Raw genomic sequence first — 26,462 nt, 5'->3', positions numbered from 1 at the left:
CCATCTTGACATCTTCTGTTATGCCGCCTCCGAGAGGTCTGGACAGGGCGACCTTTTACCTGCTCCGCGGCATCACCCTGGTGTGTGATGCCGTCGGTGTGCTGCTGCTTGCCGGGATTTTGGGGTTGATTGTCGCCGCCGTGATTGCGCGTGATCTCCTCGGCCTGGGGATGCCCTGGACCGAGGAGGTGGCGTCCATGCTGGCGATCTACGCCGTTGCCTTCGGTTCGCTATCGGCCTGGGTGCGGATCGAACATCTGGTCGTGGATCTGTTCAGCCATCGCTTGGGGTGGCTTGCTCGCGGCCTCCAGTACCGTCTGGTGGCGCTGCTCTCCTGTGGATTCTTCTCCTTGGCCGCCTATGGCGCCTTGACCATGTCCGTTGCCAGTGCCCACAACCGCACGGTGTCGCTGGGTATCAGCTTCAGCTACCTCTATTACGGCATCTTCATCGCTTTTGCCGGCATGGCGGTGCTGGCGCTGTGGCAGACATTGCGCGGTCCGGTACCGTGGCAGGATTCCCTTCGCGCCGAGCAGGAGCCCAGCTGATGCAGGAACTCATGGTGTTCGTCGGCGGCCTGCTGCTATTGATGGCGATCGGGCTGCCGGTGGTGGTGGCCATCGGCATTACCTCCTTCATCGCCCTGGCGGTGACCGGCGCCGGCGGCCTGCCGGTGGAGCTGATGTCGCTGCGAATGGTGCAGACGCTCAACAACTTTACGCTGCTGGCCATCCCGCTTTTCATCCTCGCGGCCAACGTCATGAACACCGGCTCGACGACCACGAGGATATTCGATTTCGCTACCGCTCTGGTGGGCTTCACCAAGGGTGGGCTGGGGCATGCCAACGTCGTTGCCAGTTCGATCTTCGCCACGATGTCGGGTACTGCCGTGGCCGATGCCGCGGGTCTTGGCAGCATCGAAATCAAGGCCATGAAGGAGCGGGGCTATGACCTGGGGTACTCGGCGGGAATCACCGCTGCCTCGAGCGTCATCGGGCCGATTCTCCCGCCTAGCATTGCGCTGGTCGTCTATGGTTGGCTGGCCAACGTCAGCATTGGCGCTCTGTTCATGGCGGGGCTGGTGCCGGGTATCCTCATGGCGGTCCTGTTCATGGGGATGACGGTGGCGCTCGGTGCCGGCAAGCGCGTGGCGATGCCGCCCCCCGCGCCGTTCGACGGCAAGGAAGTATGGCGTACCGGCAAGCGGGCCATCCTGCCACTGCTGATGCCCGCGATCATCGTCGGGGGAATCTGGGGCGGTCTCTTCACGCCCACCGAGGCCGGTGCGATTGCCTCGCTCTACGCCGTCATTCTTGGCGGCTTGATCTATCGCGATCTCTCCCTGCTCGACCTGTTCAAGGCATTTCGGCGCACCCTGATGTTCAGCGCGGCGATTCTGCTGATCATCGCCGTCTCCAGCTTCTATGGTTGGATTCTGGTCCGTATCGGGATACCTCAGGCGCTGGCTGGCCAGGTCGCCGGCATCGACATGCCCACTGTCCTGCTGCTGCTGGCGTTTGCCCTGTTCTTCTTGCTGATCGGCTGTTTCATGTCGGTGATCGAGAGTATTCTCATCTTTACGCCGATCGTGGTGCCCGCCGCCCTGGCGGCCGGGCTAGATCCGATCCACTTCGGAATCGTCATGGTGCTCGCTCTGTCGGTAGGCGTCATTACGCCACCCTTCGGCACGGTGCTGTTTCTGATGGTGGGCATTACCCGGCTGCGCTACGCACAGATCGTGATCTCGATCCTGCCGTTTCTTATCCCTATTTTGCTAACGATTCTGATTCTGATCGCAGCGCCGCCTTTGACGACCTGGCTGCCCCGAACGCTGGGGTATTGATTGGCACAAGTGACCGCGGAGGGAACGCTCGTCTCCGCCCTGGGTCTCAGACGAGAAACGCGCAAGGGAATTCGTATGCTCGCAAGTATTCAGCGTTTCTTCCAGCAGGCCCTGGCGGAGCCCGAGACCGCCACCGATCCCGCCCCGACCCTGGAGCTGGCCGCAGCGGCGCTGCTCTGCGAGGTGATGCGCGCCGACTACCACACCGACCAGACCCAGCTCGGGGCCCTTCGCGAGCTGCTCATGACCCATTTCACGCTATCCGCGTCGGCGGTGGAGGAGCTGATGGAGATGGCGCGTGAGGAGGTGGAGGCCGCCGTGGATCATTACCAGTTCGTCAGCCTGATCAAGCAGCACTACGCCTATGACCAGCGCTGTGAGCTGGTGCGCATGATGTGGCTGCTGGCCAATGCCGACGGCGGCCACAATGCGCTGGAGGAGCATCGCATTCGGCGCCTGGCCGAGCTGCTGCATGTCAGCCACTCCGACTTTATCCGTACCAAGCTGCAGGTTCAGGGAGGTGGCAGCGAGACGTGACCGTTACGGGCCCTGGGGCGCCGCAGCGCCGCCTGTTCCAGGCTGCTAGAATGGACGCTTCGCTCCGGTAGCATTGCCGGGGCTTTTCGTCTGTAGAACGGAGGAGCGGCATGTCTCGCGAAACCATCGTCCTCGGGGCCGGTATGGTCGGAGTCTCCATCGCTTGGCATCTGGCCAGGCGCGGTCGGTCGGTGCTCCTGGTGGACCGTCGACCGCCGGGACGAGAGACCTCGTTCGGCAACGGCGGACTGATTCAGCGCGAGGCGGTGCGTCCCTATCCCTTCCCGCGTGAGGTGGGCAAACTGCTGAAGGTGCTGCCCAATCGTCGAGTCGATATTCGCTATAGCCTGGGCGGTATGCTGGAGGCAGCGGGACCGCTGTTCAGCTACTGGCGCCACTCGGCGCCAGCGCCGCATGCCCGGATCATTCCCGAGTATGCGTCGCTGATCATGCTGTCGACTCAGGAGCATGAGCCGATGATCGAGGCGGCAGGGGCCGCCGAGCTGGTGCGAAAAGAGGGCTGGCTTGAGGTCTACCGCAGCGCCGCCGAGCTGGATGCTCGGGCAGGCGAGGCTCGCGATGCCGAGCGGCGCTTCGGAGTTACCCACGAGCTGCTCGACACGGCCGCGCTTCGCACGCGCGAGCCGCTGATATCCGAGGATCCGGTAGGGGCGATTCACTGGACCAATGCCTGGAGCGTGGCCGACCCTGGGGGGCTGGTGGCCGCCTACGCGACTAGCTTCGAGCGGGAGGGTGGGCGCTTTCTACAGGCGGACGTTCAGGGAGTGACGCCATCGGGCAGGGGCTGGCGGGTCGCGACCGATGCCGGTCACCAGGAGGCCGAAGAGGTGGTAGTGGCCACTGGCCCCTGGGCCGGGCAGATGCTCAAGCCGCTGGGCTATCGGCTACCGACGTTCGTCAAGCGCGGCTACCACATGCACTACGGTGCTCGGGAGGGGCGGCGTCTCCATCACTGGCTGCTCGATGCCGAAGTGGGCTATATTCTGGCTCCCATGACCGCCGGTATCCGTTTGACCACCGGGGCCGAGCTGAAACCCCTGGACGCCCCGGCAGATTATGGCCAGCTGGCAGCGGCCGAACGGGTTGCCCGCGAGCTGTATCCGTCGCTGGGGGAGCGCCTCGAGGAGACGCCCTGGAAGGGCGCTCGCCCCTGCCTGCCGGACATGAAGCCGGTCATCGGGCCGGCCCCCCGGCATCGAGGGCTGTGGTTCGCCTTTGGCCATGGCCACCAGGGCTTCACGCTGGGGCCGGTGACCGGGCGCCTGGTCGCCGAGATGATGGTGGGGGAGACCCCGGCGGTCGACATGACGCCCTTCCGTGCCGAGCGTTTCGGTACCTGACCGAGATCACCGACGCCGGCTTAGCTGATGAATGATGAACTTGATCACCAGGGTCATCACGTAGACGACCCAGCCGGCGGTGGCGAGGACGTTGAACAGCAGCATTTTCTGCTGTCCGCTGAGCGGCACGAACAGCCACTCCAGCACGATGCCTAAGGCCAGCGCCAAGGCCATGGGCAGGGCCAGGATATGCATCCACATCTCGGTTCGCCGCTTGCGCACGTGATAGCGGCTGAGGTGCACACGGAAGGGGCGGTGCACGAAGCTGACCAGGATCATCGCGCCGAGGGCGAGCAGGGCGGCGAGGACGGGTTCCACGCTGTCCAGCCGGGCTGAGATGCTGATCGACCAGAAGACCAATAGCCACATAAGGCCGGCCAGAATGGCAACGATATCGGCATAGTGGCGGACCCTGGGCATGGTGAATCTTCCTCACGGCGGTAAACGGCGACGATGATACGGGAAATCGCCTCGTCTTGCCGCCGCTTTGCGGTGCCGGCCCCGCGCCGGTTCGCTTTCGGTATAATGGGTGTCGTCCATTCACCCAGATCACAGGACCGGCCGTGAACGCTATTACCCTGACCCGCCCCGATGACTGGCACCTGCATCTGCGCGACGACGAGGCGCTTAACGCCGTGGTCGCCGCCACCGCTCGCCAGATGGGGCGCGCTATCATCATGCCCAATCTCAAGCCGCCGGTGACCAGCACCGAGCAGGCCCTGGCCTATCGTCAGCGCATCCTGGCAGCACTGCCGGCCGGCTCGTCCTTCGAGCCGTTGATGACCCTCTATCTCACTGACAATACGCCGGCCGAGGAGATCGAGCGGGCCAAGGCCAGCGGTCTGGTGCAGGCGGTGAAGCTGTACCCCGCTGGTGCCACGACCAACTCGGACTCCGGCGTGACCGACCTGGCCCATTGTGATGCGGCGATTGCGGCCATGGCGCGACTCGGTATGCCGCTGCTGGTGCATGGTGAAGTGACCGATGCCGAGATCGATATCTTCGATCGCGAGGCAGTGTTCATCGAGCGAGTGATGAAGCCGCTGCTGGCGCGTCACCCCGACCTCAAGGTGGTGTTCGAGCATATCACCACCGCCGATGCCGCCGAGTTCGTGGCTCAGGCGCCGGCCAATGTGGCCGCCACCATTACCGCGCACCATCTGCTCTTCAACCGCAACCATATGCTGGTGGGGGGAATCCGTCCGCACTATTACTGCCTGCCGATCCTCAAGCGCGAGCGTCACCGGGAGGCGTTGCTGGCAGCCGCCACTTCGGGCAGCCCCAAGTTCTTCCTTGGCACCGACAGTGCGCCTCATGCCCAGGGCGACAAGGAGAGCGACTGTGGCTGCGCCGGGGCCTACACCGCACCGGCGGCCATCGAGCTCTATGCCACTGCCTTTGAGCAGGCCGGTGCCCTGGAGCGCCTGGAGGGCTTTGCCAGCCACTTCGGCCCCGACTTCTACGGTCTGTCGCGCAATGCGGATACCGTCACGCTGGTGCGTGAGTCCTGGCGGCTGCCCGCCTCGCTGCCCTATGCCGGCGGCCAGCGGATCGTGCCGCTCAAGGCCGGCGAGACCCTGGAGTGGAAGCTGCGCGACTGAGCCAGCCGCGAGTGACAGGGGCGGCCGCTCGCGGGCGGTCGCGCCGGTGCTGGAAGTCAGCCCGCCACCGGCTCGGCGTCGACAGGCTGGCTATGGTTGGCCAGGCGGGCCACCATGGTCTCGACCATGCGCGCCGAATGCGCTGCGGCCTTGTCGAGAAACTCCTCGAAAGAGAGGTGATTGTCTTCCCCGCCGGCGATATCGGACAGTGAGCGGATGACGACGAAGGGGCAGCCGTAATGGTGGCAAGTCTGGGCGATCGCAGCGGCCTCCATCTCGGCGGCCACCATGGTCGGAAAGCGGCTGCGCGTCTTGGCGACCAGTTCCGGGCAGGCCATGAAGACATCGCCGGTGGCGATCAGGCCCTCGACCACTCGGACTTCGCCCAGCGTTTCGATGCATTCCCGGGCAAGGGCCATCAAGCCCGGGTCGGGCAGGTAGGCGGCCGGCATGTCGGGAACCTGGCCATGTTCATAGCCGAAGACCACCGCATCGACATCGTGATGGCGAACCTCGTTGGACACCACCACGTCGCCGATCGCCAGTCCTTCACCGAAGCCACCGGCGGAGCCGGTGTTGATGATGGCTTCAGGCTTATAGACGTCCAGCAGCAGAGTGGTGCCGATGGCGGCATTCACCTTGCCGATGCCGGACTGCAGGATCACCACGTCGACCCCGTGCAGCTGGCCGTGGTGGAAGGTGCAGCCGACGTGAGAGCGGGTGCGGCGACCCACGAGCAGCGAAGCGAGGTGCTCCACCTCCTGGGGCATGGCGCCGATGATGCCGATGCGTTTCATTATCCGTGGGGTCTCCAGTTAGCCGGTGGGGCGTGTTGCCAAACCCCGCCAATGGGGGCATACGCGATGGCGCTGCGGCCAGCAAGGGGGTGAGTCGTCAGGCGTGTTCGGCGGCAGGGGTCATGGCATCGTGGACTTCCGCGGCGAACAGGGTGTTTTCCAGCAGCGAGGCCACCGTCATGGGGCCGACGCCCCCGGGAACCGGGGTGATCCAGGCGGCCCGCTGGGCGGCCGCATCGAACTCCAGGTCGCCGACCAATCGGCCGTCGGCTTCGCGGTTGATGCCGACGTCGATGACGATGGCGCCATCGCGTACCCATTCGCCCTTGACCAGCCCCGGCTTCCCGACGGCCACGACGAGCAGCTCGGCGCGGCGGACGTGCGCCTCCAGGTTGCGTGTGAAGCGGTGGCAGACGGTGGTGGTGCAGCCCGCCAGCATCAGCTCCAGGGCCATCGGCCGACCCACGATGTTGGAGGCGCCGACCACGGTGGCATCCAGGCCGCGGACGTCGAGGCCGGTCTCCTGCAACAGGGTCATGATGCCCTTGGGGGTGCAGGGGCGCAGCATCGGTAGCCGCTGCGCGAGGCGGCCCAGGTTGTAGGGGTGGAAGCCGTCGACATCCTTATGCGGCAGGATGCGCTCGAGAATCGGGCGCGGGTCGAGGTGTTCCGGAAGCGGCAGCTGTACGAGGATGCCGTCGATACGGGAGTCCTCGTTGAGCTCGTCGACCAGCTGCTCCAGGGTGCGTTGGCTGGTGTCTGCCGGAAGCGCGTGCTGAAAGGAGAGGATTCCAGCTTGCTCGCAGGCGCGATGCTTGTTGTTCACGTAGACCTGGGATGCCGGGTCATCGCCCACCAGGACGACGGCCAGGCCGGGAGTCCGCTTGCCCTCCGCCTGGCGCGCCTCGACCCGGCGTGCGACTTGCTGGCGGACATGGGCGGCAATGGCCTTGCCATCGATGCGTTGGGCGGTCATCGTCTCTCCCCCGTTGGTGGATGGTGTATGCGGCTGGCCAGCAGTCCGACGCGGCCGTGGCTCTGGCAGTCATGCAAGGATGGCGATTTTCGCATGCCGCGGCCCTCAGGCAAAGAGCAAAAAAGCCCCGCCCCGTCAGGTGGCTATTGACCAACGGAGATTCTCGCGTAGAATACGCAGCGCTCGATGAGGCCCTGTGGCGGCATCGGGGCCGTGCGAAGGCCGGCGGGGTGTAGCGCAGTCTGGTAGCGCGCCTGCTTTGGGAGCAGGATGTCGGGGGTTCAAATCCCTCCACCCCGACCACAACTCTCTGTTTGTGCTTGATATTTTTTCGGGCAGGGGTTGCGGTAAGGCGCCATGAAGCGTAGAATGCGCCCATAGCTCAACCGGATAGAGCAACGGCCTTCTAAGCCGTAGGTTGCAGGTTCGAGTCCTGCTGGGCGTGCCAGAGCGGCGTGTTCGCGGCGGTGATTCGATTCGAGCTGTTGTCGATATGGTGGATGTAGCTCAGTGGTAGAGCCCCGGATTGTGGCTCCGGTGGTCGTGGGTTCGATCCCCATCATCCACCCCACATCGACGCCCCAGGTGTTTGCGGTACTTGCAATGGTGGATGTAGCTCAGTGGTAGAGCCCCGGATTGTGGCTCCGGTGGTCGTGGGTTCGATCCCCATCATCCACCCCATTGCACGCGGCCCTGTCGCTGTTCCTTTCCCTCGCTTTCCTGGTCGATCGATTCCGTATGCCGGTCGCCGCCTCTCTTTGTCTGCTGTGTTTGGCGAAATCGGTGAGCTCTGCTGCGTGCCGGAGGGCGCCTGTGCTCCAGTTTGCCTTGAAATCGTGCCGCAGAGCCCCCACCCAGTCAGGGTGGCGCTTGCCAGCGCAAGGTGGGATTCTTAGAATCAACCTTTTGACCTTTTCCACGCATTCAACAGAACGCCCCCAGTCGGTAGAGGACTATTCATGCAAGTTTCCGTCGAAACGACCTCCCAGATCGAACGCCGTGTCACGTTTCAGGTGCCTGCGGCCGAGGTCGACGAAGCCGTCGAGGCACGCCTCAAGGACACGGCCAAGAACGTGCGCCTGAACGGCTTCCGCAAGGGTCGTGTGCCCATGTCCGTGGTGCGGCAGCGCTATGGCCGCGATGTGCGCGACGAGGTGGTGGGCGAGCTGATGCGCGAACGCTATGTTCGTGCCATTACCGAGGAAAATCTCAACCCGGCCGGTTTTCCGAGCATCGAGCCGAAGGTCAATGAGTCTGGCAAGGATCTGGAATTTGTTGCCTCCCTGGAGGTCTATCCGGAAATCGAGCTGAACTCGATCGAAGGTACCGAGGTTGAGCGTCCGGTTGTCGAGGTGTCGGAAGCCGATGTCGACGAGATGATCGAGACCCTGCGCAAGCAGAACGCCGCCTGGGAAGAGGTGGAACGTGCGGCGCAAGAGGGGGACCAGGTCACCATCGATTTTGAAGGCTTTCTGGGCGATGAGCCGTTCGAGGGCGGCAGCGCCGAGGGGCATGAGCTGGTGCTGGGCTCTGGCAGCTTTATCCCCGGTTTCGAAGGGCAGCTGGAGGGGGCTCAGGCGGGCGAGGACAAGGAGATTCAGGTCACCTTCCCCGAGGACTACCAGGCGGAGCACCTGGCCGGCAAGGAAGCGACCTTCAAGGTCAAGGTGCACAAGGTGAGCGGTCAGGCCTTGCCGGAGCTCGACGCGGAGTTCATTCAGCGCTTCGGCGTGGAAGACGGCGACCTCGAGAGGTTCCGCGAGGAGGTCAAGCGCAATATGGGGCGTGAGGCCAAGCAGGCCGTCGATAACCGCGTCAAGCAGCAGGTGCTCGAGGCACTGAAGAAAGCCAACGACGTGCCGGTACCGCAGTCGCTGGTGCAGCAGGAGACAGACGCCCTCAAGCGCCAGGCGGCCCAGCAGTTCGGTCTTGGTGAAGATTTCGACGTTTCCCAGCTGCCCAACGAGCTGTTCGCCGAGCAGGCCAAGGGGCGCGTGCAGGTCGGCCTGCTGTTGGCCGAAGTGATCAAGGCCGGCGAGCTCGATGCTACCGATGACGAGATCAGAGCCCGCGTCGAGGAACTCGCCGAGCAGTATCAGGACCCGCAGCAGGTCGTTGACTACTATATGAGCAACGATCAGCTGAAAACGCAGGTCAAGTCAGCGATCCTCGAAGAGAAGGCCGTCGATAAGCTGCTGGAGCAGGCGACCGTCAAGGACGTCGAGATGAGCTACCAGCAGGCCCTGGCTGCGGCACAGCAGCAGGCAGAGCAGGATGACGCCGACGAGGAGGCGCAGGCGGCCTCGGAAGGTGAGCAGGATAAGGCCTGATCATTCGGCCTGATACCCTTCCGGGGGCCGGGCAGGTCCCCGGAAGGTGGCGCGACCGCTTCCATTCATCGGATGCAAGGACATCACACTGATGAGCAACGAGTTCGAGACCCTGAACGCTGGCGGCCTGGTGCCGATGGTGGTCGAGCAGAGCGCGCGTGGCGAGCGGGCCTATGATATTTATTCCCGCCTGCTGAAGGAGCGCGTGATCTTCCTGGTGGGGCCGGTGGAAGACTACATGGCCAATCTGGTGGTGGCCCAGCTGCTGTTCCTGGAGTCCGAGAATCCGGACAAGGACATCCACCTGTATATCAACTCACCGGGCGGGGCGGTGACAGCCGGCATGGCGATCTACGACACCATGCAGTTCATCAAGCCGGACGTGTCCACCGTCTGTGTTGGCCAGGCGGCCAGCATGGGGGCCCTGCTGTTGACCGGCGGTGCGCCGGGCAAGCGCTACTGTCTGGCCAACTCGCGGATGATGATCCATCAGCCGCTGGGGGGCTATCAGGGGCAGGCGTCGGATATCGAGATCCATACCCGCGAGATCCTGGGGATTCGCGATCGTCTCAACCGCATTCTGGCTCATCATACCGGCCAGGACATCGAGACCATCGCTCGGGACACCGACCGCGACAACTTCATGGATGGCGACCAGGCGGTGGAGTATGGGCTGATCGACGCCACGCTGGATAAGCGGCCGACATCCTGATAGCGTAATTTCTAGACACGCCCTACATACGTGATTTCCGGCGGCCCCGGGCCGCCGAAGCGACAGAGGTACGCGAATGGCCGACGGCAAAGGCAAGGACGAAGGCGGTAAGCTGCTCTACTGCTCGTTCTGCGGCAAGAACCAGAACGAGGTGCGCAAGCTGATTGCCGGCCCGTCCGTGTATATCTGCGACGAGTGTGTCGATCTGTGTAACGACATCATTCGCGAGGAAGTTCTCGATGCCGAGGCCGAGAGCGACGAGGAGCGTCTGCCGGTTCCTCGCGAGATTCGTCGCACCCTCGACGACTACGTGATCGGGCAGGACCGTGCCAAGACGGTGCTGTCCGTCGCGGTATACAACCACTACAAGCGTCTTCGCGCCGGCATCAAGGGCGATGACGTCGAGCTGGGCAAGTCCAACATCCTGCTTATCGGTCCTACCGGCAGCGGCAAGACGCTGCTCGCGGAAACCATGGCGCGCCTGCTGAACGTGCCATTCACCATTGCTGATGCCACCACTCTGACCGAAGCGGGCTATGTGGGCGAGGATGTCGAGAACATCATCCAGAAGCTGCTGCAGAAGTGCGACTACGATGTGGAGAAGGCCCAGCGCGGCATCGTCTACATCGATGAGATCGACAAGATCTCGCGCAAGTCAGACAACCCCTCGATCACCCGCGATGTCTCGGGTGAGGGCGTTCAGCAGGCGCTGCTCAAGCTGATCGAGGGCACGACCGCGTCGGTGCCCCCTCAGGGGGGGCGCAAGCATCCGCAGCAGGAGTTCCTGCAGGTCGATACCGCCAATATCCTGTTCATCGTTGGCGGCGCCTTCGCCGGCCTGGACAAGGTCATTCGAGACCGCGCCGAGAAGGGCGGGATCGGCTTCAATGCGACAGTCAAGAGCAAGGATGAGACCAAGGGGGTCGGCGATCTGCTGCTCGACGTCGAACCCGAAGATCTGGTCAAGTTTGGTCTTATCCCCGAGTTCGTCGGTCGTCTCCCGGTGATCGCCACCCTTACCGAGCTGACCGAGAATGCCTTGATCCAGATCCTCACCGAGCCAAAAAACTCGTTGATCAAGCAGTATGCCCGGCTGTTCGACATGGAAGGCGTGGAACTCGAGTTCCGCGACGACGCCCTGCGTGCCGTGGCGGGCAAGGCCATGGCCCGCAAGACCGGTGCCCGTGGCCTGCGCTCCATTCTCGAGTCGGTACTGCTCGATACCATGTACGAAATTCCCTCGATGGAAGGGGTGACCAAGGTCGTGATCGACGCTTCGGTCATCGCCGGCGAGAGTGAGCCGCTGCTGATCTATTCCCAGCAGGAGCAGCGGGTCGACGGCACCGACGGCTGAAGATCGCTGCGATCGTTCGGTACCGCTGACTTGGAAGGGGTCGCCTGGGCGGCCCCTTTCCGCGTGCGCTGCCTGCCTTGCCCTTGCAATGGGGCTAGCCTGCCCCCATTCCTTCCGTATCCACCCGATTCGTTTGAGGAACGTCTGCGATGCAGCAGAACGCCGATCAGACCTTGAGTCTGCCCCTCCTGCCACTGCGCGATGTGGTCGTCTATCCGCAGATGGTGATACCGCTGTTCGTTGGCCGGGAGAAGTCGATCCAGGCTCTCGATGCGGCCATGGCGGCCGATAAGCGCGTGCTGCTGGTAGCCCAGCGAGAGGCCGGTCAGGATGACCCCGGCACCGACGATCTCTTTGCCATTGGGACCGTTGCCGAGATCATGCAGCTGCTCAAGCTGCCGGATGGCACCGTGAAGGTGCTGATCGAGGGCACCTCTCGTGCCGACCTGCGCGAGGTCCACCACACCGACCAGGGGTATAGCCTGGCCGAGGCGGTGCTGCGTGACAGCCAGCCACTCTCCGAGCGTGAGCAGGAAGCGCTGGTGCGCGTGCTGCTGAATCAGTTCGAGCAGTACGTCAAGCTCTCCAAGAAGGTACCCAACGAGGTCCTCAATTCCCTCTCGGGGATCGAGGACCCCAGTCGGCTGGTTGACACCATTTGCGCCCACCTTTCCCTGAAGATCGGCGACAAGCAGGAGCTGCTGGAGATGGATCGCGTACGCGACCGTATCGAGCACCTGATGGCGCTGATCGAATCGGAGATCGACCTGCTCCAGGTAGAGAAGCGGATTCGCTCGCGGGTCAAGGACCAGATGGAGAAGTCTCAGCGGGAGTACTATCTCAACGAGCAGATGAAGGCCATCCAGAAGGAGATGGGCGAGCTTGAGAACGTACCCAACGAGGCCGAGAAGTACGAGAAGGCGATCGAAGAGTCGGGCATGCCCAAGGAGGCGCGCGACAAAGCGACGCAGGAACTGGGCAAGCTGAAGATGATGTCGCCCAACTCCGCCGAGGCCACGGTGGTGCGCTCCTATCTCGACTGGCTGGTGTCGGTGCCCTGGAAGAAGCGTACTCGGGTCAAGCATGACCTGGTGCATGCACACAAGGTGCTGGATGAAGACCATTACGGTCTGGATGAGGTCAAGGAGCGTATCCTGGAGTACCTGGCCGTCCAGAAGCGGGTCAAGAAGCTCAAGGGGCCGGTCCTGTGCCTGGTAGGCCCTCCCGGGGTTGGTAAGACGTCGCTTGGACAGTCGATTGCGCGTGCCACCAATCGCAAGTATGTGCGGCTGGCGCTGGGTGGGGTTCGCGACGAATCCGAGATTCGTGGCCACCGGCGTACCTACATCGGCTCGCTGCCCGGCAAGATGATCCAGCGCATGAGCAAGGCGGGGGTCAAGAACCCGCTGTTCCTTCTCGACGAAGTCGACAAGATTGGCATGGATCACCGCGGTGACCCGGCATCGGCGCTGCTCGAGGTGCTCGATCCGGAACAGAATGACAAGTTCAGCGATCATTATCTGGAGCTGGACTACGATCTCTCCGACGTCATGTTCATCTGCACCGCCAACTCCATGAACATTCCCGGCCCGCTGCTGGATCGCATGGAGATCATCCGCCTGCCCGGCTACACAGAAGACGAGAAGCTGGCCATTGCACGCCGCTATCTGGTGCCCAAGCAGCTCAAGGCCAACGGTTTCAAGGAGGACGAGCTGGCGTTCTCCGATGAGTCACTGCTTGAGCTGATCCGCTACTACACCCGCGAGGCAGGCGTTCGCGAGCTGGAGCGCCAGATTGCCAAGGTGTGCCGCAAGGTGCTGCGTCAGCGCCTGGAAGCTGAGGGCAAGGAGGGTGCCCAGGCTGCCCAGACGCTCTCTGCGGCCGATATCGAGGCGCATGCCGGTGTTCGACGCTATAGTTACGGACTGGCCGACCAGGAAGACCAGGTCGGGCGCGTCACCGGCCTGGCCTGGACCTCCGTGGGGGGCGAGCTGCTTAGCATCGAGTCGGTCGTGACGCCGGGCAAGGGGCGCATCAACAAGACCGGCTCCTTGGGTGATGTCATGAAGGAGTCGGTCAGTGCGGCCCATACGGTGGTCAGGGCGCGTGCCGATGGCATGGGGATCGACCCCGAGCGCTTCGAAAAGGAAGACCTCCACATCCACGTGCCGGAGGGGGCCACGCCCAAGGACGGCCCCAGCGCCGGTATCGCCATGGTCACCGCCATGGTCTCTGCCTACACGGGCCGGCCGGTTCGCTGCGACCTGGCCATGACCGGGGAGGTCAATCTGCGCGGTGAGGTCATGCCCATTGGCGGCTTGAAGGAGAAATTGCTGGCCGCCCGGCGGGGTGGTATAAAGTCTGTGCTTATTCCGGAAGAGAACCGTCGGGACCTCAAGGAGGTGCCGGACAATATCAAGGACGCACTGGATATCCGGCCCGTTCGCTGGATCGACGAGGTGCTTGAGGCAGCGCTAGCCGAAAGGGGCGATGCCAAAAGCGATGAATCGCGAGCGGAAGACTCGACATCATCGCCCTCGATGATCAGTACGCATTGATGATGATTTTCGTGCCATCGCCGGGGTAAAACCCCGGTATGGCGCGGTTTTGCGCCGCTGTTTGCTTGACACATCTTTTGCGGCATTGCTATAAACTGCAGCCATGCTGTGATCGCGTTGCTCGCCGAACGTTGCGCTGATTAGAGCCATTTTCCGAAACAGTCAAGGGGTGAAGTGTGAACAAATCCGAGCTGATCGAAGCCATCGCCGCGTCTGCCGATATTCCTAAGGCCGCTGCGACTCGTGCGCTGGATGCCATGGTCGACACCGTCGCCGATAGCCTCAAGAACGGCGAGACCGTTTCCCTGGTGGGCTTTGGTACCTTCTCCGTCAAGGAGCGTGCTGCCCGCACTGGACGCAATCCGCAGACCGGCGAGCCGATCCAGATCAGCGCAGCCAAGGTGCCGACTTTCAAGGCCGGCAAGGCGCTCAAGGACTCCGTGAACTGAGCCGACGGGCCATTTGCGCCGAGGACAGTTGAAGTCGTCAGTCTCGCCGACGACTGTGAGAAATAGGCGCATCGCCACCGCGATGCGCCTTCTTTATGGGCTGGCAAACCGGCTACACCGTGGTCGAGGCATCGCTGCAAGGCGTATACTATGGCGCGACTGCCAGCCAATCATCATCAGCCGAGGCCTGCATGCTGCAAAGTATTCGTGATCGTTCCAGAAGTTGGGGCGCCAAGATCATCGTCGGTGCTGTGGTCGTGACCATGGCACTGTTCGGCGTCGAGTCATTGGTCGGGCTGTTTGGCGGAAGCGGGGATGAAGTGGCCAAGGTCAATGGCCAGACGATCACGCGCCAGCAGCTCGAGTTGGAGGTTCAGCGGGCCATTCGCACCGGTCAGGTGCCGCCCGAGCAGGAGCGGGCGCTACGTGGCCAGGTGCTTGACGAGCTGATCGGAGAGCGACTCATCACCGCTTTCGCCGAGGATGGCGGACTCTACCTCTCCGAGGAGCAGCTCGATCAGGTGATCGTGACCCTCCCAGAGTTTCAGGACCAGAGCGGTCGTTTTGACAGCGATCTGTTCCGTAATCGACTGGCCAGTGCCGGGTTTACGCCAACCAGCTTTCGTGAGGCGCTGAGGGTTGATCTCAAGCGCCAGCAGCTCCAGCAGGGCCTGGCGGTCAGCGACTTCACCCTCGAGAGTGAGCGCGAGGCCCTGGCGGCGCTTCAGCGTCAGACTCGCAGCTTCCGTCACCATACGCTCGGCCTTGAGGATCTGCCGGAGCCCGTGATCGTCAGCGAGGCCGATCTCCAGGCCTATTACGATGCGAATGCCGAGCGCTATCAGCGTCCCGAGCAGGTGCGCCTCGAGTATGTCATTGTGGATCGCGAAGAGATGGCCGCGGCCGTCGAGATCAGCGAGTCCGACCTGCGCGACGCTTGGGAGGCACGAGGACGTGACGCCGATCGCCGGGTATCGCATATCATGGTCACCTTCAACGGTGAGCGCAGCCGCGAAGAGGCCATTTCGCGACTCGAGTCGGTGCGTGAGCGCCTTGCCGAAGGGGAGGCGTTCGCTGATCTGGCCCAGACATATTCCGATGATGCCTCCACGGCCGAGCAGGGCGGTGACCTAGGTGTCATCAGCCGTGGCTTCTTCGGTGATGCTTTCGATGAGGCCGCCTTCGGAATTGGCCCCGGACAGGTGTCGAGAATCGTTGAGACCAGCAATGGCCTGCATCTTGTCAAGGTCACCGAGCTTGACCAGCCGCCGCTGGAGGAAATGCGTGATGAACTCACCCGCGAACTGGCCCTCGCGCAGGTCAGCGATACCTTCAACCGGCGTGTCCAGGCGCTGATCGACGAGAGTTTCGCCGCCGATGACCTGGATAGCGTCGCCGAGAGTCTCGACCTGCAGCTGCACGAGAGCGACTGGGTCTCCCGCGACGGCGGCGATGGCGTGCTCTCCGAGCCGGGTGTGATGAGCGAGGCCTTTAGCGAAGATGTCCTCGGTGAAGGGTTCAACAGTGAAGTGATCGAACTCGACGAGGACCGGCGCATGGTGCTGCGGGTCGCCGAGCATCGTGAGGCCACGGTGCTGCCCCTCGAGGAGGTGCGCGACCAGGTCATGGCGGCGGTGGAGCGCCGCGTGCAGCGTGAGGCGCTGCTCGAGGTGGCGCGGGACCGGGTAGACCAGCTCCGTGCTGGGGCGGAGCCCGAGCTTGACTGGGAGCGTGTCGAGAGAGTTGGCCGTCAGAGCGGCCAGGTCCCCCAGACCGTGTTGCGGGCAGCCTTCCGGCTTCCTCATCCTGCCGACGACCGGCCGGTGTACGGCCACGCCAGCGATGAGGATAGGGTTCATCTGATCGCTCTGGAGTCCGTCCAAGAGGGCGAGACTGACGCCCAGATGGAAGCCTTCGTGGCGCGCATGGCCGAGCAGCTGCGTGGCCAAGCCGCCGTTCAGGGGCTTCAGGTACACCTTCGCGATACCGCCGAGATCCAGCGCCGCTGACCCGGGCGCGACGATAAGCGAGGGGCGCCTGTGCGCCCCTCTCTTTTCCTCCGCCTTTATACCGTTATCTTTCTTTTAGTTGCCATCGTTGCTCGGGCCGGGCGACTTTTGGGTCGTCTGACCATAATGTTACTCTGTAACAATTACCGCCTTGGGAGCCCTCATCATGCCTGACAAGCCGCTCGAATCGATTCCTGTCCACCTGATTACCGGCTTTCTCGGTAGTGGCAAGAGCACGTTGATCCGCGGGCTGATCGAGCAGAAACCGCCGGAGGAGACCTGGGCCATCGTGATCAACGAGTTTGGTCAGATCGGTATCGACCAGGCGATGTTCGCCGAGCGGGATGATCTGGTCGTGAAAGGGCTGCCGGGCGGCTGCCTCTGCTGCCAGCTGGCGTTCGTGATGCAGGCGTCGCTGGTCAATCTGCTTCACCGCCACCGCCCCGACCGGCTGATCATCGAGCCCTCCGGGCTGGGGCATCCGGCGGGGCTGTTGGACGTGCTGCGTGGCGAGGCCTTCCAAGGGGTGCTGGAGGTTCGCGATATCATCGCGGTGCTCGATCCGCGCCGCCTGGACGACCCGCGATCCCGGGAGCATGAGACCTTCCGCGATCAGCTGGCCATGGCGGATGCGGTGGCATTGACCATGACCGACCTGGCCACGCCGCAGCAGGTGGCGGCGGCCAGGTCGCGTATGACCGCTCAGTGGCCGCCACGCAAGTGGGTGGCGGAGGCGCCGCACGGCGAGCTGCCGCCTACGCTGCTGCTGGAGAGCGGCCGACATCGCGAGGCGCGCGGCGGAGAGCGACGCAGCGAGGCGCACCGGCGGCTTCAGAGTCAGGCTGCCGAGGTGGTGGCGCTCGATGATGCCTTCGCTACGCTGCCGGAGCCGGGCCGGCCGTTTCGGGATGTCGGTGAGGCCTTGGGACAGGCCACCCTGGGGTGGCGCTGGCATCCGGTCGATCGCTTCGACCTCGATCGGGTGGCAGAGCTGCTCGGCGGCATGCCCGCCGGGCTGCGCATCAAGGGAGTGCTGCATACCGATGCCGGCTGGAAGCTCTACAACCGGGCCTCGGGGATGGTAAGCCTGAGTGCCAGCGCCTGGCGCCGAGATTCGCGGCTGGAGATCATCGGCGACAGCGACAGCCTGCCGAGCGCCGAGGCGTGTGAAGGGGCGCTGGCGGCCTGTCTTTTGGCGCCAGCGCGGGAGTGAGCCGCGACGAGCGTCACGGATGCCCGGTGCTCGGTTAGCCGAGCGGAAAGGGGGTCAGCCTGGGCGCGTCGTTCTCCTCGACCCGAATCTCCCAGCCCTGCTGCGGCTGCCAATCACCCAGCACCATGCGCTTGGCGGGGCGGTCATCGAGGGTGAAGTCATGCACCGCGGGGCGATGGGTATGCCCGTGGATCAGTGTGGTGACGCCGTGATCGCGCATCACGTTGACCACCTCCTCGGGCGTTACGTCCATGATGTCCTCGGCCTTGTTCGACGTCGCTTCGCCGGACTGCTCGCGCAGCTGCTTGGCCAGCGTGATGCGGTCGAGAATTGGCATTGCCAGCACCTGGGCCTGCCACTGCGGATCGCGCGCCTGGGTGCGGAATGCCTGGTAGGCAGTGTCCCGGGTGCAGAGGCTGTCGCCGTGCATCAGCAGCACGGGCTGCGCTCCCATCGACACGATCGCCGGCTCGGCCAGAAGCTCGGCACCGGCGGCTTTGGCAAAGCGCTCGCCGAGCAAGAAGTCCCGATTGCCGTGCATCAGATAGAGGCGGGTGCCGCCACTAGAGAGGCGCTCAAGGGCGTTGGCGACAGTCACCGCGAGGGCCGCGTTCCCGCTAGGATCGGCGTCGACCAGGTCGAGCAGGTCGTCGCCGATCCAGGCTTCGAAGAGATCGCCAAGGATATACAAGGCGTCGACGCCCTGGGCGCGCGTCTCCAGCCAGTGCAGGAAGCCCTCGGTGATCTCGGGGGCGCCAGGGTGCAGGTGCAGGTCGGAAATCAGCAGGGTGGACATGGCGGCTCGCTTGCTGGAGTTCACAAGACGGCGCCCGCGCGACGGCGGGCGCGACGGGGGATCAGGCCTCTTTGACGTAGGCCTTTTGGATGATCACGTCCTCGGCGGGCACATCCGCATGCATGCCGCGGCGGGTAGTGGACACCGCCTTGATCTTCTCGACGACCTCCATGCCCTCGACCACTTCGCCGAAGACACAGTATCCCCAGCCCTGGATCGACTTGCCGCTGTGGTTGAGGAAGTCGTTGTCGGCCACGTTGATGAAGAACTGGGCGGTGGCGGAGTGGGGGTCCTGGGTGCGCGCCATGGCCAGGGTGCCGGTGGTGTTCTTCAGGCCGTTGTCAGCCTCGTTCTCGACGGGGTCGCGAGTAGGTTTCTGGTTGAAGTCGGCATCGAAACCGCCGCCCTGCACCATGAACCCGTTGATGACGCGGTGGAAGAGGGTGCCGTCATAGAAGCCGTCGCGCACATACTGCTCGAAATTGGTGGCGGTCTTGGGGGCCTTCTCGTGGTTGAGCTCGACGGCGATGTCGCCGAAATTGGTCTGCAGAATGATCATCGAAAACCTTCCTGTCCGTGAAGGGGCTCACGCCTTGGCGTTGCCCGTGGGCGTGGCGCTATAATAGCGGTTTTGCCTCGCTGCGCGAAGCGAGCACGAGCGTCGCAGGACAGGCGCTTGTACCGACGCCAGCGGCGAGGGGCGCCGGGGACAAGCCGTAGAGGAGGTCCTATGCCAGGGATGGCATCGGTAGCGCCCAGGGATGGGTTTACAGCGCCTCCTCGCAGGCTAGTCGCCGGAAAAGCCCCGAGCAGCGAAGGCTATCTGCAACGGCACCGGACCGCACCCCAACCAGAGGTTGTTTTTCCAACCATGACCACCGACACCACCAGCGCGCCGAATTTCATCCGTAACCAGATCCGCGAGGAGCTCGACGCCGGGCGCACCGGCAAGATCGTCACGCGCTTCCCCCCGGAGCCCAACGGCTTTCTGCACATCGGCCACGCCAAATCGATCTGTCTCAACTTCGGGCTGGCCGAGCAGTTCGGTGGTGACTGTCATCTGCGCTTCGACGACACCAACCCGATCAAGGAGGAGCAGGCCTATATCGACGCCATTAAGGCGGACGTCGAGTGGCTGGGCTTCCACTGGGCCGGCGAAGTCCGGCACGCCTCCGACTACTTCGACCAGCTCTACGCCTGGGCCCAGCACCTGATTCGCGAGGGCAAGGCCTACGTGGACGACCTCTCCCCTGAGGAGATGCGCGAGTATCGCGGCACCCTGACCGAACCGGGCCGCCCGAGCCCCTGGCGTGAGCGGAGCGTCGAGGAGAACCTCGACCTGCTGGAGCGAATGCGTACCGGCGAGTTTGCCGAAGGCGAGAAAGTGCTGCGTGCCAGGATCGACATGGCCTCGCCCAATATCAACCTGCGCGATCCCATCCTCTACCGGATTCGCCACGCCGATCATCACCAAACCGGCGACAAGTGGAAGATCTACCCCTCCTACGACTTCGCTCACGGCCAGTCGGACGCCATCGAGGGCATCACCCACTCCATCTGCACCCTGGAATTCGAGGACCATCGTCCCCTCTATGAGTGGTTTCTGGACAACCTGCCGGTGCCGGCCAAGCCGCGGCAGATCGAGTTCGCCAGGCTCAACCTCAACTACACCCTGACCTCCAAGCGCAAGCTCAAGCTGCTGGTGGACGAGGGGATCGTCGACGGCTGGGACGACCCACGCATGCCCACCATCTCCGGCATGCGCCGCCGCGGCTACACGCCCGCCTCCATTCGAAAGTTCTGCGAGATGATCGGCGTCACTCGCGCCGACGGTGGCCTGGTGGATATCGCCATGCTCTACCACGCCATCCGCAGCGACCTGGAGGAGAACGCACCGCGGGCCATGTGCGTGCTCAAGCCTTTGAAGGTGGTCCTGACCAACGTGCCCGAAGGGCATGAAGAGGCCTATGAGGTGCCCGGTCACCCGGCACGGGACGATCTGGGCATGCGCCGGATTCCCTTCACTCGGGAGATCTATATCGACCGGGACGACTTTATGGAGGAGCCGCCGAAGAAGTTCTTCCGTCTGGCGCCGGGCAAGGAGGTGCGGCTGCGCAACGCTTACGTGATCCGCTGCGACGAAGTGATCAAGGATGACGCCGGCGAGATTGCCGAGCTGCGCTGCTCGGTGGACTTCGACACCCTGGGCAAGAACCCCGAAGGCCGCAAGGTAAAAGGCGTGATTCACTGGGTCAGCGCCGTCCATGGCGTGCCCATGGAGGTCCGGCTCTACGACAACCTCTTCCAGGTGGAGCAGCCCGACCGCGATAAGGATGCCGACTTCCTCGAGCACCTCAATCCCGAGTCGCTGGTCGTCTGCCAGGCCGTCGGTGAGCCGAGCCTGGCCGAGGTAACGCCGGAGAGTCGCTTCCAGTTCGAACGGGTGGGCTACTTCTGCGCCGACCGTCATGCTTGCAGCGAAGGCAAGCGGGTGTTCAATCGCACCGTGGGGCTCAAGGACAGCTGGGCGAAGATCCAGAAGAAAGCGCACGATCAGAAGAAGGGCTGACATGCAGATCTACAATACGCTGACCCGTCGTAAGGAAGCCTTCACGCCCATCGAGCCGGGCAGAGTGCGCATGTACGTCTGCGGCATGACCGTCTACGACTACTGTCACCTGGGGCACGCTCGGGTGATGGTGGCCTTTGACGTCATCACCCGCTATTTGCGCCAGCGCGGCTACGACGTCACCTATGTGCGCAACATCACCGACGTCGATGACAAGATACTCCGGCGTGCCGAGGAGAACGACGAGCCGATCAGTTCGCTGACCGAGCGTATGATCGCGGCCATGCATGAGGATGAAGCGCGCCTCTCCGTGTTGAGGCCCGATCAGGAACCTCGTGCCACCGGCCATATCAGTGAGATCATCCGGATGATCGAGACGCTGATCACCAAGGGCTTCGCGTACGCCGCGGATAACGGCGATGTTTACTACCGGGTCAGGCAGTTTGCCGATTACGGCAAGCTCAACAATCGCGACCCCGATGAGATGCGCGCCGGTGCCCGGATCGAGGTGGATGAGCACAAGGAAGACCCGCTGGACTTCGTGCTATGGAAGGCGGCCAAGCCGGGCGAGGCGAGCAGTTGGCCTTCGCCGTGGGGGTCGGGGCGCCCCGGCTGGCATATCGAGTGTTCGGCCATGTCTACCTGTTGTCTGGGCGAGACCTTCGACATCCACGGCGGGGGGCCGGATTTGACCTTCCCCCACCATGAGAACGAGATCGCCCAGTCGGAGGCGGCCACCGGCAAGACCTACGTCAATACCTGGATGCACGCCGGTGCGGTGCGGGTCAATCAGGAGAAGATGTCCAAGTCGCTGGGCAACTTCTTCACTATCCGCGAGGTGCTCGAGCACCATGACCCGGAGGTGGTGCGTTATCTGCTGGTAGCCAGCCACTATCGCAGCCCCATCAACTATGCACCGGAGTCGCTCGCCGAGGCCCGCAGGTCGCTGGAACGCTTCTACAACGCACTGGAAGGCGTGGTCCCCCAGGAGGGCGGGATCGATCCCCGCTATGCGGAGCGTTTCACTGCGGTCATGGACGATGACTTCAACACGCCGGAAGCCCTTTCTGTGCTCTTCGAGCTGGCGCGCGAACTGAACCGGGCCAAGAAGGAAGCGCCCGAGCAGGCCCCGGCGCTGGCCGCCGAGCTCAGGCACCTCGGCGGTATCCTGGGACTGCTGCAGCAGGACCCGACGGCGTTCCTCAAGGGAGGGGGCGGCGAGTTGCCGCTCTCGGAAGCGGAGATCCAGGCGAAGATCGACGAGCGTGCCGCGGCCAAGCAGGCCAAGGACTTCGCCACGGCGGACGCCATCCGCGATGAGCTCGCCGCACTCGGCATCATCCTCAAGGACTCCCGGGAAGGGACCCGCTGGGTCTTCGAGAAGCCCGAGACCGAGTCGTAGAGCAGGCGTCCCACGCTGAAGGCCTTGACGCCCGGCCCGCCGTTGGAGGAGGGGCGGGCCTCTCCCTCCTGCTCGACGCTTGCATACTTATGAGCACTATCCCGCTCAAAAAGCCTTAATTTTGTTGCTGTTGTGCACTATGCTGCGCATGTGGCAGAGCAGATTGGTACTTTTGAGCGGAATAGTGCGCATGGGGGTGGCGTGAAACTGACGGTGCAGATTCACTTCGACCGAGCCTGGCACGATGCGGCTGAGCTCTCCTTGCCGGACCCCGAGCGTGGGGCGGGCGGAATCTCCCGCCTGCACTACGGCACCGACTATGCCGTCGAGTGGATGTTCCATGACGACTTGCACGCCTGCAGCCTGATGCTGCCCGTGGAGCTGATGCTGACCCATGAGTCCCCGCGCTGGTTCGGTTTCCTGGGGGACATCATGCCGTCGGGTGCGAGTCGTCGTTTCTGGGTGGACTATCTCGGAATCCGGAATCTGCCGACCGGACGCCAGGACGCGGAGCTGCTGGCCCGAGGTACCATCGCCCCGGTGGGCAACCTGCGCATCAAGGAGGCGGTGCCCGACCACCGCCTCAAGAATCCCCTGGGGGAGCGGCGCTTTCCGATGCAGAGCGTGGTGGAGCGCGACGTGGATTTCCTGGAATATGCCCAGCAGATGGGGGCGGCCAGCGGCGGTGCGACCGGTGCCGGCGGCGAAGCGCCCAAGCTGCTGATCAGGCTCACCCAGGACGAGCGGGTTTGGATCGATACCTGGCAGGAGGAGGTTCAGGTCCCGGATCTCCCGATGTTGGTGAAGTTTCCCCGCGGAAGCCGCTCCGCCGACGACTGCGATATCCTGCGCGCCGAGTATCACTTCTACCAGGAACTGGCCGCGCTGGGCATCGATACCATCGAGGTTCGGGGCATGCGCCTCGTCGAGGGGGAGCGCTATCCCTCTCTCTGGCTGCCACGCTTCGACATGCACTACCTTGATGGGACCTGGGTTCGCTACGGCCTGGAATCCGTCTATTCCCTGATGGGCGCGGCGCCCGGCAGCTTTCTCCGGCATGGCGACACCCTGCGTCACCTGGTGGCGCTGCTCCAGGCGCAGTACCGGGTCCGCGAAGGGGGCGAGACCTTCGACACCCAGGCCTTCGTGATCGAATGGGTTCGGCGAGATCTCCTCAATGTCGCCTTCGGCAATTCCGACAACCACGGCCGCAATATGGCCCTGCTCAAGCGCCCCGAAGGCATCGGGTTGGCGCCGGTCTATGATTTCGCCCCCATGCGGGCCGATCCCGAGGGAATCACGCGTACCACCCAGTGGGGGCCGCCGTTGGAAGCGGGGGGAGAGTATGACTGGCGGGCTATCGCGGACTCCCTGGCGGATCTCGTGGACCCCGAGCGGCTGATGGAGGCACTCCGCGGGCTTGCCGCGGACCTGCAGGGAGTGGATGAGCGTCTGGCCGCCCGGGGCGTCCCTGCTCGCATCCTGGACATGCCGGCGGTAGGCTTGCGTTCAGTAGAAACACGACTCGATCGCTGGGGGCTGCGGTGAAGCCGCGCGCGCCCGAAGATCGTGAAGAGGCGCTGGTGGCGCTGCTGAGGCGCTTCTACGACGGTGAGCTCAGCGACGGCGAGCTATTGCGTGCCCTGCGCCGCGAGGTGCTGGGCCTCTCCCAGACCCGCTATGCCGCCCTGGTCGGTATCAGCCGTCGTACCCTGTCTGACCTGGAAGGCGACAAGGGCAACGTCACCCTGGAGGTGAAGAACCGCGTCTTCCGGCCCCTAGGCCTGGAGGTCAGCCTCCTGCCGCGCAAGCGCGCCCTGCTGGCGCAGGCGCTGGCCCCCACCGAGTAAACGGGAGCCCGCTTGGATTACACCCCCTTCAGCTATGTCACCGCCGAGAAGGCCGAGCTCTATCGACGGGTGATGCGCGCCATCAGTCGCTGGGGTAGGGTGGCAAGGGAATCTGCAGTGGCCAGTCGTCGGCGACCACGAACACCCGCTGCCATCCGGCCGCGTTGTGCCACAGGGCGAGCTGGATTGGTGAGGCGGGCGCACGGAAATGCTGGGCCAGTCGCGCCTCGAGGTGTCGCAGTGCCAACAGCCCCTCGCGCCGGGGGAGGGCGAGCCAGTGGGGCTTGGCCAGCCAGGCGCCACGGGTGCCGGCGGGCAGGGCGTCGCGAAAGTCGCGCCAGCGGCGCCAGCGAAGCCAGTGGCCTCGCAGGTGGTCGGGACTCGCTTCTCTGGGGGGCGGCAGCGCCTGTTGCCACGGATAGAAGAGCACGCCGGGTATCGCCAGCTGCTGCTTGATGCCTGGTTCCGGCGACGGGCCGATATCGCGGGGGCGGGTGACCAGTCGGATGGCCTGACGGGTCTCGTCCTGCGCCGATAAGGGCAGCTGGTGACGGAGCAAGTGCTCGCGCTTGCTGGCCAGGCTATCGGCGCCCCCCGGGCCGATCCAGCGTGCCTGCTCCCGGTCGTCGCCCGGGCCCTGCGGCAGGCCAAGATAGAACTTGATGGCGACCTCCAGATGGATGGGGGTCGGATCGTCCCGCCGACGGTAGAGCAGGTCCAGCTCCCCCAGCGTCTGCTTGCCGCGCAGTATGCGCAGGTTGTGGGCCAGCAGCCGGGTTCCCGGGGCGGTATCGAGCAGGAACTGCCAGAGTCGCTCATGATAGAGCCCCATGCGACCATTCACGGTAGTACCGACCCGTCGCTCCAGCGGCTCGGGGACAGCTTCCAACGCCGTAAGCAGATCGTCAAAGCATGCATCGTCCGCCAGTCCCAGCTGCTCACGGGAAGGGCGTCCCGGGTAGGCCGTATCGATCAGGTCCGGCGCCTGGCTGATCCAGGCCAGATCTCTCACCAGCGGATGGTGGCAGCGGGTGAGCGCGGTGGTGCAGCGTTGCAGCATGATGAAAAGGGTCCGCGTTGAGAATCGGGTCTGACAGCCAAACTGTACACGCCTTATACTCAGCGTACATTCACAACCCATGGGGGATAGCGATGAAACGCTCCCTGACCGGCCTGGCGGCGATGGCCGCCGGCTCGCTGCTGACGTTAGCCACCGCCCAGGCCAATGATCCCGTCGTGGTCTCCTCCAAGATCGATACCGAGGGCTCGGTGCTCGGTCAGCTGATACTGCAGCGTCTCGAGCAGGGGGGGATCGAGACCCGCGACCGCCTGCAGCTCGGCGGTACCAGCATCGTGCGCGGTGCGCTGCTAGCGGACGAGGTCGATCTCTACCCGGAGTATACCGGCAACGGCGCCTTTTTCTTCGATATGGCCGACAGCGACGTGTGGCATGATGCCGAGCAGGCGCTGGCCACGGTGCGCGAACGCGATGCCGACAACGGCCTGGTGTGGCTCACGCCGGCGGATGCCAACAATACCTGGGCGATGAGCGTGCGCGGCGACCTGGCCCGTGAACACGGCCTGGCGACCCTGGAAGACCTGGCGACCTTTCTCGAGGAGGGCGGCGACTTCAAGTTTGCCGCCAGCGCCGAGTTCGTCGAGTCCGAGCAGGCGCTTCCGGCATTTCAGCGGGCCTACGGCTTCGAACTGACGTCGGATCAGCTCCTGGTGCTGTCGGGGGGGAACACCGCCGCGACCATGCGTGCGGCGGCTCAGCAGACCAGCGGGGTCAATGCGGCGATGACCTATGGCACCGACGGCGGTCTTGGGGCGCTGGACCTGGTGGTGTTGGAAGACACCCAAGGGGTGCAGCCGGTCTATCAGCCGGCCCCGGTGGTGCGCGAGTCCGTCCTCGAGGCCTATCCGCAGATTGAATCGTTGCTGGCGCCGGTGTTCCAGGCCCTGGATCTGGACACCCTCCAGCGGCTCAACGGTGAGGTGGCGGTCAATGGCCTGGACCCTCGCCAGGTGGCAGCGGACTTCCTCGCCGAGTTGGATGCGGCGGAGTAAGGCGTGACGGCAGAGCGACCCGCGTCTCCCAACTG

At 64.1% G+C, this 26,462-nt stretch carries 23 protein-coding genes and 4 tRNA genes; 21 read left to right on the top strand and 6 right to left on the bottom strand.

Features of this window, described 5'->3' with window-relative positions:
• Nucleotides 1–5 precede the first annotated feature (5 nt).
• The 4 genes from ACZIYR_RS09840 (at nucleotide 6) to ACZIYR_RS09825 (ending at nucleotide 3,741) form a co-directional block, all read left to right on the top strand.
• Nucleotides 6–548, top strand: coding sequence for a TRAP transporter small permease (locus ACZIYR_RS09840; protein WP_483526562.1), 543 nt, complete (start codon nucleotides 6–8; stop codon nucleotides 546–548).
• A complete protein-coding gene (locus ACZIYR_RS09835; RefSeq protein WP_483526561.1) occupies nucleotides 548–1,843 on the top strand; it encodes a TRAP transporter large permease in 1,296 nt (431 codons plus the stop codon). The genes ACZIYR_RS09840 and ACZIYR_RS09835 overlap by 1 nt, the downstream gene beginning before the upstream one ends.
• 75 nt (nucleotides 1,844–1,918) lie before the next feature.
• Nucleotides 1,919–2,380, top strand: a complete 462-nt coding sequence (locus tag ACZIYR_RS09830) for a tellurite resistance TerB family protein (protein WP_473033583.1) — start codon at nucleotides 1,919–1,921, stop codon at nucleotides 2,378–2,380.
• A 110-nt stretch (nucleotides 2,381–2,490) separates the two neighbouring features.
• Nucleotides 2,491–3,741, top strand: a complete 1,251-nt coding sequence (locus ACZIYR_RS09825; RefSeq protein WP_483526560.1) for an NAD(P)/FAD-dependent oxidoreductase — start codon at nucleotides 2,491–2,493, stop codon at nucleotides 3,739–3,741.
• A gap of 6 nt (nucleotides 3,742–3,747) precedes the next feature.
• Here the strand turns inward: ACZIYR_RS09825 and ACZIYR_RS09820 are convergent, their stop codons facing one another.
• A complete protein-coding gene (locus ACZIYR_RS09820) occupies nucleotides 3,748–4,161 on the bottom strand; it encodes a hypothetical protein (RefSeq protein WP_473033582.1) in 414 nt (137 codons plus the stop codon).
• A 143-nt stretch (nucleotides 4,162–4,304) separates the two neighbouring features.
• Here ACZIYR_RS09820 and pyrC point away from each other — a divergent pair, with 143 nt between their 5' ends.
• Nucleotides 4,305–5,342, top strand: a complete 1,038-nt coding sequence (pyrC, locus tag ACZIYR_RS09815; protein WP_483526559.1) for a dihydroorotase — start codon at nucleotides 4,305–4,307, stop codon at nucleotides 5,340–5,342.
• Nucleotides 5,343–5,398: 56 nt separating this feature from the next.
• Here the strand turns inward: pyrC and mtnN are convergent, their stop codons facing one another.
• Both mtnN and folD read right to left on the bottom strand, forming a co-directional pair.
• Entirely contained in the window at nucleotides 5,399–6,139 is a 741-nt protein-coding gene (gene mtnN / locus ACZIYR_RS09810; RefSeq protein WP_473033581.1) for a 5'-methylthioadenosine/S-adenosylhomocysteine nucleosidase, read from the bottom strand.
• A gap of 97 nt (nucleotides 6,140–6,236) precedes the next feature.
• Nucleotides 6,237–7,115: a bifunctional methylenetetrahydrofolate dehydrogenase/methenyltetrahydrofolate cyclohydrolase FolD gene (gene folD / locus ACZIYR_RS09805; RefSeq protein ID WP_473033580.1), complete on the bottom strand. Its 879-nt coding sequence runs from the start codon at nucleotides 7,113–7,115 to the stop codon at nucleotides 6,237–6,239.
• A 226-nt stretch (nucleotides 7,116–7,341) separates the two neighbouring features.
• On the opposite strand from folD, the gene ACZIYR_RS09800 reads away from it, so the two are divergent.
• The 11 genes from ACZIYR_RS09800 (at nucleotide 7,342) to ACZIYR_RS09750 (ending at nucleotide 17,740) form a co-directional block, all read left to right on the top strand.
• Nucleotides 7,342–7,418, top strand: a tRNA-Pro gene (locus ACZIYR_RS09800).
• Nucleotides 7,419–7,486: 68 nt separating this feature from the next.
• Nucleotides 7,487–7,563: transfer RNA gene (locus ACZIYR_RS09795), tRNA-Arg, on the top strand.
• Between the two features lie 48 nt (nucleotides 7,564–7,611).
• Nucleotides 7,612–7,686: transfer RNA gene (locus tag ACZIYR_RS09790), tRNA-His, on the top strand.
• A 35-nt stretch (nucleotides 7,687–7,721) separates the two neighbouring features.
• Nucleotides 7,722–7,796 (top strand) — tRNA-His (locus ACZIYR_RS09785).
• 278 nt (nucleotides 7,797–8,074) lie between these two features.
• Nucleotides 8,075–9,445: a trigger factor gene (gene tig / locus ACZIYR_RS09780; protein WP_483526558.1), complete on the top strand. Its 1,371-nt coding sequence runs from the start codon at nucleotides 8,075–8,077 to the stop codon at nucleotides 9,443–9,445.
• A 91-nt stretch (nucleotides 9,446–9,536) separates the two neighbouring features.
• Nucleotides 9,537–10,157: an ATP-dependent Clp endopeptidase proteolytic subunit ClpP gene (gene clpP, locus ACZIYR_RS09775; protein ID WP_483526557.1), complete on the top strand. Its 621-nt coding sequence runs from the start codon at nucleotides 9,537–9,539 to the stop codon at nucleotides 10,155–10,157.
• A gap of 76 nt (nucleotides 10,158–10,233) precedes the next feature.
• Entirely contained in the window at nucleotides 10,234–11,511 is a 1,278-nt protein-coding gene (gene clpX, locus ACZIYR_RS09770; protein WP_483526556.1) for an ATP-dependent Clp protease ATP-binding subunit ClpX, read from the top strand.
• Between the two features lie 149 nt (nucleotides 11,512–11,660).
• On the top strand, nucleotides 11,661–14,069 hold the full coding sequence (gene lon / locus ACZIYR_RS09765) for an endopeptidase La (protein ID WP_483526555.1): 2,409 nt from the start codon (nucleotides 11,661–11,663) through the stop codon (nucleotides 14,067–14,069).
• Nucleotides 14,070–14,245: 176 nt separating this feature from the next.
• A complete protein-coding gene (locus tag ACZIYR_RS09760; RefSeq protein ID WP_238976310.1) occupies nucleotides 14,246–14,518 on the top strand; it encodes an HU family DNA-binding protein in 273 nt (90 codons plus the stop codon).
• 191 nt (nucleotides 14,519–14,709) lie between these two features.
• Entirely contained in the window at nucleotides 14,710–16,527 is a 1,818-nt protein-coding gene (locus ACZIYR_RS09755) for a SurA N-terminal domain-containing protein (protein WP_483526554.1), read from the top strand.
• Between the two features lie 166 nt (nucleotides 16,528–16,693).
• Nucleotides 16,694–17,740: a CobW family GTP-binding protein gene (locus tag ACZIYR_RS09750; protein WP_483526553.1), complete on the top strand. Its 1,047-nt coding sequence runs from the start codon at nucleotides 16,694–16,696 to the stop codon at nucleotides 17,738–17,740.
• 34 nt (nucleotides 17,741–17,774) lie between these two features.
• On the opposite strand, the gene ACZIYR_RS09745 is transcribed toward ACZIYR_RS09750, so the two are convergent.
• Both ACZIYR_RS09745 and ACZIYR_RS09740 read right to left on the bottom strand, forming a co-directional pair.
• Nucleotides 17,775–18,536, bottom strand: a complete 762-nt coding sequence (locus ACZIYR_RS09745; RefSeq protein WP_473033575.1) for a UDP-2,3-diacylglucosamine diphosphatase — start codon at nucleotides 18,534–18,536, stop codon at nucleotides 17,775–17,777.
• Between the two features lie 61 nt (nucleotides 18,537–18,597).
• The gene (locus ACZIYR_RS09740) at nucleotides 18,598–19,095 is read right to left on the bottom strand and encodes a peptidylprolyl isomerase (RefSeq protein WP_473033574.1); all 498 of its coding nucleotides are present in this window, start codon (nucleotides 19,093–19,095) and stop codon (nucleotides 18,598–18,600) included.
• 312 nt (nucleotides 19,096–19,407) lie between these two features.
• Between ACZIYR_RS09740 and ACZIYR_RS09735 the strand changes: the two genes are divergently transcribed.
• The 4 genes from ACZIYR_RS09735 (at nucleotide 19,408) to ACZIYR_RS09720 (ending at nucleotide 24,357) form a co-directional block, all read left to right on the top strand.
• A complete protein-coding gene (locus tag ACZIYR_RS09735) occupies nucleotides 19,408–21,105 on the top strand; it encodes a glutamine--tRNA ligase/YqeY domain fusion protein (protein WP_483526552.1) in 1,698 nt (565 codons plus the stop codon).
• A 1-nt stretch (nucleotide 21,106) separates the two neighbouring features.
• Entirely contained in the window at nucleotides 21,107–22,507 is a 1,401-nt protein-coding gene (cysS, locus tag ACZIYR_RS09730; protein ID WP_483526551.1) for a cysteine--tRNA ligase, read from the top strand.
• A gap of 201 nt (nucleotides 22,508–22,708) precedes the next feature.
• Entirely contained in the window at nucleotides 22,709–24,055 is a 1,347-nt protein-coding gene (locus tag ACZIYR_RS09725) for a type II toxin-antitoxin system HipA family toxin (RefSeq protein WP_483526550.1), read from the top strand.
• Nucleotides 24,052–24,357 (top strand): helix-turn-helix domain-containing protein, encoded by a 306-nt coding sequence (locus ACZIYR_RS09720; protein WP_473033572.1) that lies wholly within the window; start codon nucleotides 24,052–24,054, stop codon nucleotides 24,355–24,357. Before ACZIYR_RS09725 ends, ACZIYR_RS09720 begins: the two co-directional genes overlap by 4 nt.
• 82 nt (nucleotides 24,358–24,439) lie before the next feature.
• Here ACZIYR_RS09720 and ACZIYR_RS09715 read toward each other — a convergent pair whose 3' ends face one another.
• Nucleotides 24,440–25,417 carry a DUF1853 family protein gene (locus ACZIYR_RS09715; protein ID WP_483526549.1) on the bottom strand — a complete coding sequence of 326 codons (978 nt, stop codon included), beginning with the start codon at nucleotides 25,415–25,417 and terminating at the stop codon, nucleotides 24,440–24,442.
• A 92-nt stretch (nucleotides 25,418–25,509) separates the two neighbouring features.
• On the opposite strand from ACZIYR_RS09715, the gene osmF reads away from it, so the two are divergent.
• Nucleotides 25,510–26,427, top strand: coding sequence for a glycine betaine ABC transporter substrate-binding protein OsmF (osmF, locus tag ACZIYR_RS09710; protein WP_483526548.1), 918 nt, complete (start codon nucleotides 25,510–25,512; stop codon nucleotides 26,425–26,427).
• Nucleotides 26,428–26,462 lie beyond the last annotated feature (35 nt).

The sequence above is a fragment of the Billgrantia sp. NRB1 genome (assembly GCF_056921725.1).
This window is presented reverse-complemented; position numbering and strand designations above follow the sequence as displayed.

Bases quoted from the DNA above. Each gene is read 5' to 3' on its own strand.
- ACZIYR_RS09835 (WP_483526561.1), top strand. From the start codon at position 548: ATGCAGGAACTCATGGTGTTCGTCGGCGGCCTGCTGCTATTGATGGCG.
- ACZIYR_RS09830 (WP_473033583.1), top strand. From the start codon at position 1,919: ATGCTCGCAAGTATTCAGCGTTTCTTCCAGCAGGCCCTGGCGGAGCCC.
- ACZIYR_RS09825 (WP_483526560.1), top strand. From the start codon at position 2,491: ATGTCTCGCGAAACCATCGTCCTCGGGGCCGGTATGGTCGGAGTCTCC.
- ACZIYR_RS09820 (WP_473033582.1), bottom strand. From the start codon at position 4,161: ATGCCCAGGGTCCGCCACTATGCCGATATCGTTGCCATTCTGGCCGGC.
- mtnN (WP_473033581.1), bottom strand. From the start codon at position 6,139: ATGAAACGCATCGGCATCATCGGCGCCATGCCCCAGGAGGTGGAGCAC.
- folD (WP_473033580.1), bottom strand. From the start codon at position 7,115: ATGACCGCCCAACGCATCGATGGCAAGGCCATTGCCGCCCATGTCCGC.
- tig (WP_483526558.1), top strand. From the start codon at position 8,075: ATGCAAGTTTCCGTCGAAACGACCTCCCAGATCGAACGCCGTGTCACG.
- clpP (WP_483526557.1), top strand. From the start codon at position 9,537: ATGAGCAACGAGTTCGAGACCCTGAACGCTGGCGGCCTGGTGCCGATG.
- clpX (WP_483526556.1), top strand. From the start codon at position 10,234: ATGGCCGACGGCAAAGGCAAGGACGAAGGCGGTAAGCTGCTCTACTGC.
- lon (WP_483526555.1), top strand. From the start codon at position 11,661: ATGCAGCAGAACGCCGATCAGACCTTGAGTCTGCCCCTCCTGCCACTG.
- ACZIYR_RS09755 (WP_483526554.1), top strand. From the start codon at position 14,710: ATGCTGCAAAGTATTCGTGATCGTTCCAGAAGTTGGGGCGCCAAGATC.
- ACZIYR_RS09750 (WP_483526553.1), top strand. From the start codon at position 16,694: ATGCCTGACAAGCCGCTCGAATCGATTCCTGTCCACCTGATTACCGGC.
- ACZIYR_RS09745 (WP_473033575.1), bottom strand. From the start codon at position 18,536: ATGTCCACCCTGCTGATTTCCGACCTGCACCTGCACCCTGGCGCCCCC.
- ACZIYR_RS09740 (WP_473033574.1), bottom strand. From the start codon at position 19,095: ATGATCATTCTGCAGACCAATTTCGGCGACATCGCCGTCGAGCTCAAC.
- ACZIYR_RS09735 (WP_483526552.1), top strand. From the start codon at position 19,408: ATGACCACCGACACCACCAGCGCGCCGAATTTCATCCGTAACCAGATC.
- cysS (WP_483526551.1), top strand. From the start codon at position 21,107: ATGCAGATCTACAATACGCTGACCCGTCGTAAGGAAGCCTTCACGCCC.
- ACZIYR_RS09715 (WP_483526549.1), bottom strand. From the start codon at position 25,417: ATGCTGCAACGCTGCACCACCGCGCTCACCCGCTGCCACCATCCGCTG.
- osmF (WP_483526548.1), top strand. From the start codon at position 25,510: ATGAAACGCTCCCTGACCGGCCTGGCGGCGATGGCCGCCGGCTCGCTG.